5 protein-coding genes are annotated in these 11,426 nt (G+C 75.8%); 4 read left to right on the top strand and 1 reads right to left on the bottom strand.

Annotated features, from left to right (window positions below; translation table 11 throughout):
• The first annotated feature begins 316 nt into the window (after positions 1-316).
• The 3 genes from PHK61_RS27515 to sbnB are packed head-to-tail and all read left to right on the top strand — an operon-like array spanning position 317 to position 8,880.
• A complete protein-coding gene (locus PHK61_RS27515) occupies positions 317-5,140 on the top strand; it encodes a Pls/PosA family non-ribosomal peptide synthetase (RefSeq protein ID WP_274284219.1) in 4,824 nt (1,607 codons plus the stop codon).
• Positions 5,141-5,161: 21 nt separating this feature from the next.
• Positions 5,162-7,822 (top strand): non-ribosomal peptide synthetase, encoded by a 2,661-nt coding sequence (locus tag PHK61_RS27510; RefSeq protein ID WP_274284218.1) that lies wholly within the window; start codon positions 5,162-5,164, stop codon positions 7,820-7,822.
• A 20-nt stretch (positions 7,823-7,842) separates the two neighbouring features.
• Positions 7,843-8,880: a 2,3-diaminopropionate biosynthesis protein SbnB gene (gene sbnB, locus PHK61_RS27505; RefSeq protein WP_274284217.1), complete on the top strand. Its 1,038-nt coding sequence runs from the start codon at positions 7,843-7,845 to the stop codon at positions 8,878-8,880.
• Positions 8,881-8,948: 68 nt separating this feature from the next.
• On the opposite strand, the gene PHK61_RS27500 is transcribed toward sbnB, so the two are convergent.
• Positions 8,949-9,554 (bottom strand): FHA domain-containing protein, encoded by a 606-nt coding sequence (locus PHK61_RS27500; RefSeq protein WP_274284216.1) that lies wholly within the window; start codon positions 9,552-9,554, stop codon positions 8,949-8,951.
• A gap of 159 nt (positions 9,555-9,713) precedes the next feature.
• Between PHK61_RS27500 and PHK61_RS27495 the strand changes: the two genes are divergently transcribed.
• Entirely contained in the window at positions 9,714-11,285 is a 1,572-nt protein-coding gene (locus PHK61_RS27495; RefSeq protein ID WP_274284215.1) for a serine/threonine-protein kinase, read from the top strand.
• The last annotated feature ends 141 nt before the right edge of the window (positions 11,286-11,426 follow it).

Here is an 11,426-nt window from a genome sequence, read left to right as displayed (position 1 = left end):
GAACGCGGCTACGTCCTGACCGACACCGAGGCCCCCGTCCCCGAGGACGCCCTCGCCGAACTCCGCCGCTCGCCGCACGTCGTGTGGCTGCGGACCTGGGGCAGCTGACACCGGTCGATCGCCGAGCTCGACGCTCCTCGATGCCATGACGGAGAGTGCTCAGTTCGCCCGCGATCTTGTCGACGGAGCCGAGAAAGTCGGCCTGCATTACCTCATTCGAGTGACAAACCTGGGCGTGGACGACGCCTCTGCGTGACGATGTCTCGGTCCCGCGCGCGCCCGCGCAGCAACGCCACAGCACGGACTGGGGGTCGCCATGGTCGCCGGCGCAGCGCACGGCATCGCCACGGCACCCCCGGTGCCGCCGGCGACGCGGCGCCGGTGGACGGGGTCCCGACGCCGGCCCGCTCCCGGGCCGGGCGCGGGTCCGCCGCCCGCCGCCGGGGACGAGCGGATCGACCGGCTCGTCGAACGGACCTGCGACGAGCTCCGCCGCCACGGGCGGGCGACCGCCGACGCGGTGGCGACCGGCGACACGTCGATGTCCTACGTCGCGCTCGAGACCGCGGCCGCGCGGCTGGCGCGCTACCTCCGGCGGCGCCGGATCGCGGCCGGCGACCGTGTCGCGGTCCTGCTCGACCGTCCCGACGACGCCCTCGTCGCCCAGCTCGCGACCGCGAGGATCGGTGCCGTCTCGGTGCTGCTCGACGCCCGGCTCCCCGACGCGGCCCTCGCGGCCGTGCTCGAGGCGGCCGGGGCCGGCGTCGTGCTGACCACCGGCGACGAGGCGTCCCGGCTCGACGCGTCCGACGTCGACGCCGTGTACCTCGACCGGGCCCGCGCCCGGATCGAGAAGGAGGACGCCCAGCGCCTCAGCGCCGCCGAACGCGGGTCGGTCGTCGGGACGCCCGCCTACGTCGTGGTCCACGCCGCCGACCGCTCCGCCGGGGCCGACGGCGGCCTGCGCGCGACGGCCGTCGGACACGACGCGGCCGCCGCGTTCCTCCGTGGCGCGGCCGGACTCCTCCAGATCGGTCCCGGCGACCGGGTCCACCACGACACCCGCGCGGGGTCCGACCTCGCCGTCATCGAGACCTGGCTCCCGTGGTCGTGCGGGGCCACCGTCGTCACCGCGCCCGCCGGACCGCCGCTGCGCGGCGCCGCGCTCGGACGTCACCTGCTCGAACGACGCGTCACGGTCCTGCGCGCGACGGCCGAGGACCTCGAGGGCGTGGAGGAGTCGCTGCCCGACCTGCGGCTGCTCCTGGTCTCCGGCACCGACCGGCCCCGCGACCTCCTCGCCCGGTGGCACCGGCCCGGACGCCGGATCCTCGGCCTGCACGGTGCCCCGGAGACGACGGTCGCGTCGCTGTGGACCGAGCTCCACCCGCAGCAACCGGCCACCCACGCGCGCCCGCTGCCGGGTTACGGCGTCGTCATCGCCGATCCCGGCGACCCCCGGCGCGTCCTGCCCGCCGGGGGGATCGGCGAGATCGCGGTCATCGGTCCCGGGGTGGCGCGGGGCTACGTCGGGCGCCGCGACCTCACCGCGGAGGCCTTCGTCCCCGCACCCGGTCGCGGGCCGGGCCTCATGTTCCGCACCGGCGACCTCGGGCGGATCGCGCCGTCGGGCGACGTCGAACGCATCGCGCGGCTGGACGGTGTGGACGGCCGGGGGGAGCGGATCCTGCCGTCGGCGGCGCGACCGTCGCCGCGGGCGGCCCCCCGCCGCTCGAGCCGCACGACCGTGATGGCCCTGCCGTCCGCGACCGCCGAGGACGCGGCCCCGGCCGAGGAGTCCGCGCCGGAGGAGGCCCCGGCGCCGGAGGTCGGGGAGTCGCCGCCGGCGGTGGAGGAGTCCGCGCCGGAGGTCGACGAGACCTCCGCGCCGGCGGTCGAGGACTCCTCGCCCGCCGCACCGGCTCCGCCGCCCGAGGCCGACGTCTCGACCCGCGCGACGACGCGGCACCCCGCCCCCGCGCCGCCGGACGGGCTCGACGCGCCGACGACCGCCGTCCGGGCGACGCCGCCCCCGGCGGCACCCCGGACGCCCCCGCGCTCGGCCTCCCCGCCGGCCCCACCGGCGCCGCCCGCCCCCTCACCGGCCCGCCCGCCGGTCCCGCCCGGACGGCGTCCCGGGCCCCCCGGCCCGGGGACTCCGGGCGCCACGCCCGGCCGAGGGTTCCCCGCTCGGGGGACTCCCGCCTCGGGCACGCCCGGCCCCCGCGGGCCGGGCGCGGCCCCGTACCGCGGCGCCCCGGTCCGGCCGGGTGCGCCGGGCCGGCCGGGCCGGCCGGGCCCGCCGGCGCCGGGTCCGGCCGGACCGCCGCTGCGGCCGCCGGGCCGCGCGGGCGCCCCCTCGGCTCCGCGGCCGCCGGTGGGGAGCGGGCCACCCGCAGCACCGGCAGCGGCACCGGCAGCGGCACCGGCAGCGGCACCGGTCGGGGCACCGTCAGCGGCTCCCGGCGCCACCGAGGCGCTCCTGCGGGAGATCCTCGTCGAGATCCTGGGACGCCCCGAGGTGCCCAGGGACGGGAACTTCTTCGACGACCTCGGCGCGGACTCCCTCCTGATGGCCCGCTTCTGCGCGAAGATCCGCAAGCACCCCGAGCTGCCGTCGGCGGCGATGCAGGACATCTACCAGCACCCGACGCTCGCGAAGCTCGCCGTGGCCCTTGCGCCGGCCGCGAAGCCGGTCGACTCCGCCGGCGCCGCGCGCACGACCTCCGGGCTCGGCGCCCTGCTCGCCGAGGTCCTCGAGCGGCCCGACGTGCCGCCCCAGGCGAACTTCTTCGACGACCTGGGCGCCGACTCCCTGCTCATGGCCCGCTTCTGCGCCCGCACCCGCAAGCGGCCCGACGTCCCGTCGGTGGGGATGCCCGACGTCTACAAGTACCCCACGCTCGCGAGCCTGGCCGCGGGTCTCGGCGGCGGCCCCGACCGACCGGCCGAGCCCGCGGGCCCCCCGGTGACCGAGGCCGAGGTGCCGACCGGTCCGCGCGCGGGCACGGCCGCGTTCGTCCTGTGCGGCATCGCCCAGCTCGTCGGCGTCCTGGCCTACAGCTATCTCGCCGCGGTGATCCTCACGTGGGGCTTCGGGGCGATCACGACGGCGACGGGGCTCGTCGAGGGCTACCTCGGTGCCCTCGTCGCCGGTGTCGTCGGGTTCGTCACCCTGAGCGTCCTGCCCGTCGTCGCGAAGTGGGTGCTCATCGGGCGCTGGAAGCCGGGGTCGTTCCGCGTGTGGAGCCCCGCCTACCTGCGGTTCTGGGTGGTCAAGACGCTGGTCCGCACCAGCCCGATGGTGCTGTTCACCGGCACCCCGGCGTTCACGCTCTACCTGCGGGCGCTGGGGGCGAAGGTCGGGCGCGACGTCGTCTACCTCTCGAGCCAGGTGCCCGTGTGCACCGACCTGTTCAGCATCGGCGACGGCAGCCTGGTCCGGAAGGAGGCCGTCATCGCGTGCTACCGCGCGTACGACGGCCGCATCGAGATCGGCGGGGTCAGCATCGGCGCGGGTGCCTTCGTCGGCGAGGCGACCGTGCTCGACGTGCGGTCCGCCGTCGGCGACGGCGCGTCGCTGGCCCACAGCTCGTCCCTGCACGCCGGCCAGGCGATCCCCACGGGCGAGGTCTGGCACGGCTCGCCCGGCCGCCGCGCCGACGGCCCGCTGCCCGCGGTGCCGCCCGCTCCCGGCAGCCGCTCGCGGCGGGCGCTGTACTCGACGGTGCTCCTCGTGTTCGTCCTCGCCGTGGCCTCGCCCGCCGCCCTGGTGGCGGCCGGCGTGCTGCACTCGCTGGTGCCGCAGTTCGCCGCCCTGTTCGACCCCGCTCCCGGGGCCCTCGTCACGGGGGTCTTCCACCTCGAGCTGCTGGCGCTGTCGGGCATCCTCTACGCCGCCGGGCTGGTGCTCGGGCTGGTGGTGACGACGACGGTGCCGCGGCTGCTCGCGGCGGGGGTCCGCCCGGACGTCGTCTACCCGCTCTACGGCGTCCGCTACTGGCTGCACCGCACGATCGGGACCCTCACCAACGTCCGGCCGTTCGTCGAGCTGTTCGGGGACAGCTCCGCGATCGCGCACTACCTCGTGCTCGTCGGCTACCGGCTCCGTCCCCTGCAGCAGACCGGCTCGAACTTCGGGATGGCCGTCCAGCACGAGAACCCGTTCCTCACCAGCGTGGGGCGCGGCACCGTCGTCGCCGACGGCCTGTCGGTGATGAACGCCGAGTACTCCGCGACGTCCTTCCGCGTCTCGCGGACGGCGATCGGGGCGAACAACTTCCTCGGCAACCGGATCGTCTACCCGCCGCAGGGCCGCACGGGCGACGACTGCCTGCTGGCGACGAAGGTGCAGATCCCGCTGCACGGACCGGTGCGCCAGGGCGTCGGTCTGCTCGGCTCACCGAGCTTCGAGATCCCGCGGACGGTGGCGCGTGACAGCGCCCTCGATGTCGCCGACCCGCAGGAGCTGGCCGCGTCGCTGCGGCGCAAGAACCGCAACAACGCGGTCTCGATGCTGCTGCACCTGCTCGTGCGGTGGCTCTTCTTCTACCTGTCGCTCGTGGTGGTGGCGGCGGTCGCGTCGCTGCCGATCGAGGCGGGCCCCGGCGAGGTGGTCCTCGTCGAGCTGGTGGGCATCGTCGCGCTCGTCGCCTGGTTCTCGCTGGTGCAGCGCTGCGTCTCGCCGCTCAAGGCCCTGCGGCCCGACGGCGCCTCCATCTACGACCCGGTCTTCTGGCGCCACGAGCGGTACTGGAAGGTGCCCGCCCCCCACTGGGTGCAGCTGTTCAACGGGACGCCGTTCAAGCCGCTGGTTTGGCGCCTGCTCGGGGTGCACGTCGGCGCCCGGCTGTTCGACGACGGCGCCAACCTCACCGAGAAGGGCTTCACCACCATCGGCGACGACGCCACCCTCGGCGAGGGGTGCGTCATCCAGTGCCACTCCCAGGAGGACGGCGGGTTCAAGTCCGACAACGTCGTCATCGGGGACCGGGTCACGCTCGGTGTCTCCTCCTTCATCCACTACGGCACGACGATCGGTGACGGCGCGATCCTGGCGCCCGACACCTTCCTCATGAAGGGCGAGGAGGTGCCGCCCGGGGAGATCTGGGGCGGCAACCCCGCCCGCGGCATCGACTGACCCGACCCCGAGGACGGACCCATGACCCAGCCCACGTGCGCAGTCCCCGACGACACCCGGTGGCGCGCGGTCCTCGCGAGCGGCGCCACCGCCGTGCCGCGGTGGAGCTCGGTGGACGCCTCCGCCGGCACGACCGACGGCGGGCCGGTCACGACCACGGTCGCGATCCCCGCCGAGCTCGCCGCCGCGGTGTCCGCGCAGGCAGGTCGCCTCGGCGTCGTCCCCGACGCGCTGCTGCTCGCGGCGCACGCCCGGGTCCTCACGGCGCTCACCGCGGAGCCCGACGTCCTCGCCGGGGTCGAGGTCGCGGGCCGGACGCTGCCCTGTCGCCTCGACACCGGGGCCCCCTCGTGGCGAGCCCTGGTCACGGCCGCGGGCGGGAACCTGACCGTCCTGGCGGGGACCGACCGCAGCGAGGACGCCGCCCTGGCCCGGGCGCGCCGCGACCTCGCCGGGCTCTGGCCGGAGACCGTCCTGGCCCTCGGCCCCGAGGCGGTCGCCGAGCCGCCGCTCGAGGACGGCACCGTGTTCCGGATCGACCGCCCGGCCCACGACCGGCTGCGGGTCGTGCACCGACCCGCGGACCTGGACGCCGCGGCCGCCGAGCGGATCGCGGGGTACCACCTCACCGCCCTCGGGCAGCTCTGCGCGGACCCGGACGCGGCGCCGGACGCGGCGGGACTGGTCGGCCCCGAGGAGCTGGCGTTCCTCGTCGACGGCCTCGCGGGCCCGGTGCGCGAGCGCCCCGCCAAGCCCGCGCACGAGATCATCCGCGAGCGCGTGGCCGCCGACCCGGACCGCGTCGCCGTGGTGCACGGCGAGCGGTCGTGGACCTACCGCGAGCTCGACGAGGTCACCGACCGCGTCGCGCGGGCGATCCTGGCCCGCGACCTGCCGCACGAGGGGATCGTCGCCGTGGTCGCCGAGCGGACCCTCGACTGGGCCGCGTCGGTGCTCGGCATCCTCAAGGCGGGCGCCGCGTACCTGCCGCTGGAGCCCCACTTCCCCGCCGACCGCATCGCCACGGTGCTCACCCGCGCCGACGCGCGCCTCGTGCTCGGCGAGCGCGGCAGCACCACCACGCTCGACGAGGCGCTGGCCGGCCTCGGCGCGGCCGCCCCCGAGCGCCTGCTCGTCGACGACGCCGTCGCCGAGGAGCACGGTGACGCGGTCCCGCGGGTCGACGTCGCGGGCGACCGGCTCGCCTACCTGTACTTCACCTCCGGCTCCACCGGCGAGCCGAAGGGCGCCATGTGCGAGCACGCCGGGATGGTCAACCACCTCTACGCCAAGATCGAGGATCTCGGCGTCACCGAGGGCACGGTGGTCACCGAGACCGCGCCGCAGTGCTTCGACATCTCGCTGTGGCAGCTCGTGGCGCCCTGGCTCGTGGGCGCGACCACGGTGATCGTCGAGCAGGCGACGATCCTCGACGTGCCCTCGTTCGTGGACCTGCTGGCCCGCCGGCGGGTCGAGGTCGCCCAGCTCGTGCCGTCCTACCTCGACGTCGTGGTCTCCTACCTCGAGCAGCAGGACCTCCCGGCCGCCGAGGTGCTGCCCGCGCTGCGGCGCATCGCGGTCACCGGCGAGGCCGTCAAGAAGGAGCTGGTCGCGCGCTGGTTCGCCGTGCGCCCGGACGTGGCGATGGTCAACGCCTACGGGCTCACCGAGACCTGCGACGACACCAACCACGAGATCCTCACCGAGGTGCCCGCCGGCGAGCGGGTGCCGCTCGGGCCCGCCGTCCCCAACGTCCGCGTCTACGTCGTCGACGAGGCCCTCCACCCGGTGCCGCTCGGCGCGCCGGGGGAGATCGTGTTCTCCGGCGTGTGCGTCGGGCGCGGGTACGTCAACGACCCCGAGCGCACGGCGACGGCGTTCGTGCCCGACCCGCTGCGCCCCGGCGAGCGGCTCTACCGCAGCGGCGACCACGGCCGGTGGCTGCCCAGCGGGAAGCTCGACTTCCTCGGGCGCCGCGACCACCAGGTGAAGATCTCGGGGTTCCGCATCGAGATCGGCGAGGTCGAGAACACGCTGCTGCGGGCGCCCGGCGTCCGCGACGCCGCGGTCGTCGTCGCCGAGCGGCCGGGACGCGGCAAGCAGCTGGTCGGCTTCTACGGCGCCGCCGCGCCGGTGGAGACCGAGGTGCTGCGCTCGACCCTCGGTGCCTCGCTGCCCGTGTACATGGTCCCGCCGGTGCTGCACCACCAGGAGGTCCTGCCGCTCACCCCGAACGGCAAGATCGACCGCAAGGCGCTGACGGCGCTGGCCCTCGCCCTCGACGAGCCCGAGACCTCCGCCGGCGACGCCGACGCCGCCCCGCTCACCCCGACCGAGGAACGCGTCGCGGCCGTCTGGGCGCCCCTGCTGGGCGTCGACGTCTCGGCGATCGGGCGGGACACGCACTTCTTCGACCGCGGCGGCTCCTCGCTGCTCGCGGTGAAGATGGCCGTGGGTCTGAAGAAGGTCGTGAGCCTGCCCGACATCGTCGGCCACCCCGTGCTCGCCGACCTCGCCGCGCTCATCGACGGGCAGGTGGCGGACGCCCCGGCGCCCGCTCCCGCCGCCCCTGCTGCCGCCCCTGCTGCCGCCCCGGCCCCCGCCCCGGCCGCCGCTCCGGCCGCGGTGGACGAGGAGCCGACCGTCCGCTTCCGCCCCTCCGACCTCACCCCCTCGTCGTGACCACCGCGAAGGAGCGACCCATGAGCGCGAACCCCGTGACGGTGCCGCCGTTCGCGGTGATCCCCGGCGCCCAGGTGGGGGAGGCGTTGCGGGGCCGGGAGCGCGATGTCGTCGCCCTCATGGAGGAGACCTACCGCCTCCACGACGCCGGCCGGACCCACAACCCGCCGTCGTACTTCCTCACCTTCGCCGACCGGCCGACGTCGCGGATCATCGCGCTGCCCGCGTCGGTCGGCGGGGACGTGAACGTCGACGGGATCAAGTGGGTCTCGAGCTTCCCGGACAACGTGGCGGCGGGGGTGCCGCGCGCCTCGGCCGTGCTGATCCTCAACGACCACGACACGGGCTACCCCTTCGCCTGCCTCGAGGCGTCGATCATCAACGCGAGCCGGACCTCGGCATCGGCGGCGCTGGCCGCCGACCGGCTGACCCGGGGCCGGGAGCGGCCCCGCCGCGTCGGGTTCTTCGGTGTCGGGCTCATCGCCCGCTACCTGCACACCTACCTCGCGGCGACGGGGTGGACCTTCGACGAGACCGGCGTGTTCGACCTCAAGACCGAGAGCGCCGAGGGGTTCCGCGGCTACCTCGAGACGCAGGAGGGCACCGGGACGATCACCGTCCACGACGACGCGGAGTCGCTGATCCGCGCCAGCGACCTGGTCGTGTTCGCCACGGTCGCAGGGACCCCGCACGTGCACGACCCCGCGTGGTTCGACCACCACCCGCTGGTGCTGCACGTCTCGCTGCGCGACCTGTCGCCGGAGGTGATCGAGGCGTCGACGAACATCGTCGACGACGTCGACCACTGCCTGCGGGCGAACACCTCGGTGCACCTGGTCGAGCAGCAGACCGGCAACCGCGACCACGTGCACGGGACGCTGGGCGACGTCCTCTCCGACCGGATCACGCTGCCGACCGACCGGACCGTGGTGTTCTCGCCGTTCGGCCTCGGCATCCTCGACCTCGCCCTGGGCAAGGACGTCTACGACCACGTCCGGAAGACCGGGGGCCTGCACGTGGTCGACGACTTCTTCCACGAGCTCAAGCGGTACGGCTGAGGTGGGCGGGAGACGCAGCAATGAGGGGAGCACGCCGATAGGGGAGCTCGACCCGGAAGGACCGTCGGTCAGGTGAGCTCGGCGGGGGTGACCGCACCCCGCTGCAGCGCCGCGTTGGCGAGCTCGACGCGGCGCCGGGTGCTCGTCGGCTCCAGCTCGAACTTGTCGTAGAGGCGCAGGAGGTGCTGCTTGACCGCGGCCTCGGAGACGACGAGCTCCGCGGCGATGGCGCGCGCGGTGGCGGGCTCGGTGAACACGGCCCCCGAGAACAACGGCCGGCACAGGGCGACGAGGACGTCGCGCTCACGGCGCGTGAGCTCCGGCGCCTTCCGCGGGGCCGTCGTGGGCGCGGCGCGGCTCGCGGCGCCGCGGAACACCATCCGGGTCGTGCCGACCTGGATCGCGTCGCCGTGACGCAGGGCGCGCTCGGCGAGGAGGCGCTCACCGGCCACGACGGTCCCGTTGGTGCTGCCGAGATCGCGGATCGCCCAGCCCGACCCGTAGGACTGCAGCACGGCGTGCAGCGAGGAGACCTGGCCGTCGTGGTCGAGCACGATCCCGTTGCCCTCGTCGCGTCCGACGGTCATCGACGGGCCGGCGAGCAGGACCACCTCGACGCCCCCGGGTCGCCACACCTCGAGGAAGCTCGTCGGGCGGCCCCCGTCGCTGGTCATGCGTCGCCTCCTCGGACGGGGTCCGCGCTGCCGCCGTCCTGCCGGCGACGGTCACGAACGGTCACATTCGAGTGAGAGTACGCCGTTCGGTGTATCACGTTCGAGGGCTCGTGCGACATAGTGTCAACAGCGTCGACCGGTCGGAGGGGGGTGTCCGGGATGGCCGAACGGTTCGGGCCATATGAGTTACTCCGCGTGGTCGGCCGCGGCGGGATGGGTGAGGTCTTCGAGGCGCACGACACCGAGCACGACCGGGTCGTCGCGCTCAAGCGCCTCACCGTCGAGGGGGCGCGCGACGAGGAGTACCAGCGGCGCTTCCGCCGCGAGGCCCGCCTGGTCGCGCGGCTGAGCAGCCCGCACGTCATCCCGATCCACTCGTACGGCGAGATCGACGGGCAGCTCTTCCTCGACATGCGCCTGGTCGGGGGCGCCGACCTCGAGCGCATCCTCGTGACCGAGGGCCGGCTCCCGCCCGCGCGCGCGGTGGCGATCGTCGAGCAGGTCGCCTCCGCGCTGGACGCCGCCCACCACGCGGGCCTGGTCCACCGCGACGTGAAGCCGTCGAACGTCCTCGTCGACGACGCGGTCGGCGCCAACGAGTTCGCCTACCTGGTCGACTTCGGGATCACCCGCTCGCTGGGGGGCGACGACAGCGCGCCCCTCACCGGGACCCGCGTCCTCATCGGGAGCCTCGACTACATGGCGCCCGAGCGGTTCTCCGGCGGGGGCGACCACCGGATCGACGTCTACGCGCTGGCGTGCCTCCTGTTCGAGTGCCTGACCGGGAGCCGGCCGTTCCCGCTCGACGACTTCACCGAGCTGATGACCGCGCACCTGTACTCGACCCCGCCCGCGCCCTCGCGCTCGGTCCCCGGCCTGGACGAGGCCTTCGACGCCGTGGTCGCCGCGGGCCTGGCCAAGGACCCCGAGCAGCGGCCCGCGAGCGCGGGGGCCCTCGCCGCCGCGGCCCGGGCGGCCCTCGACGCGGGGACCGGGGCGAAGGTGCCCTCGACGCCGACGACCGCGCAGTGGGAGCGCCCCGCGCTCGACCCCGGGCCACCCGTCGCGTCCCGGCGGGGCGGGACCGAGCGGTCGGACGCCGCCTCACCGGTGGACGCGCCCACGACGGCCGTGCCCCCCGCGGCTGCCCGGACCGCGACCGCCACCTCCGGCACCCCGGGCGACGCCGACACCACGGCGGCCCTGCGTCCCGGGGCGCGGTCGACGTCGACGGGCGGTGCGCACGGTCCACGGACCCGGGGCCCCGGTGGCCCCGGCGCTCCCGGTGGCCCCGGTGCTCCCGGCGCTCCCGGTGGAGCCGGGGGACCGTCCCGCACGTCGGGGCAGGCGATGCGCCCGGGCCGGCCGCCCGGGCCGCCGGCGCGGGGGACCGGGGTCCGGCCCGTGACGGGTGGGTCGGGCGGAGCCGGCGACCGGGGCCGGGGTGCCGGGGCGGGCGCGCCACCGGCGGGGATGCGGGCCTACGAGAGCTCGCCGTCCCTCGCGCCGGTCCGCCACCCGCGCCCGCCCACGGAGGAGCCGGGTCGCACCGCCGACCGGGCGTCGACGAGCGCGCTCACCGACCCGGCGCCGGCGGCGCCACCGGCGCCGGACACCGGAGGGAGCACGGGCCGCAAGGCGCTGTGGATCGCCCTGGTGGTCCTCGTGACGGCCCTGGCCGTCGCGGCGGCCGTGTACGTCGCGGTGCTCCTCACCCCCGCGACGGGCTGACGGGAGGCCCGGCGGTGGACCACGACGCGATCTCACGCACCCCCTCACCCCGAGGTGACAAGACCCTGACCCCCCGGGCCGGGAAGGCTGGCGCGGCGGCGATGTCGGCGCGGGGCGCGGCCGTGGATTCTCGGAGTCCCA

Source organism: Actinomycetospora lutea (assembly GCF_028737205.1).
Lineage (GTDB): Bacteria > Actinomycetota > Actinomycetes > Mycobacteriales > Pseudonocardiaceae > Actinomycetospora > Actinomycetospora lutea.
The sequence above is the reverse complement of the archived record's forward strand: the minus strand, read 5'-3'. Positions and strand labels throughout refer to the sequence as shown.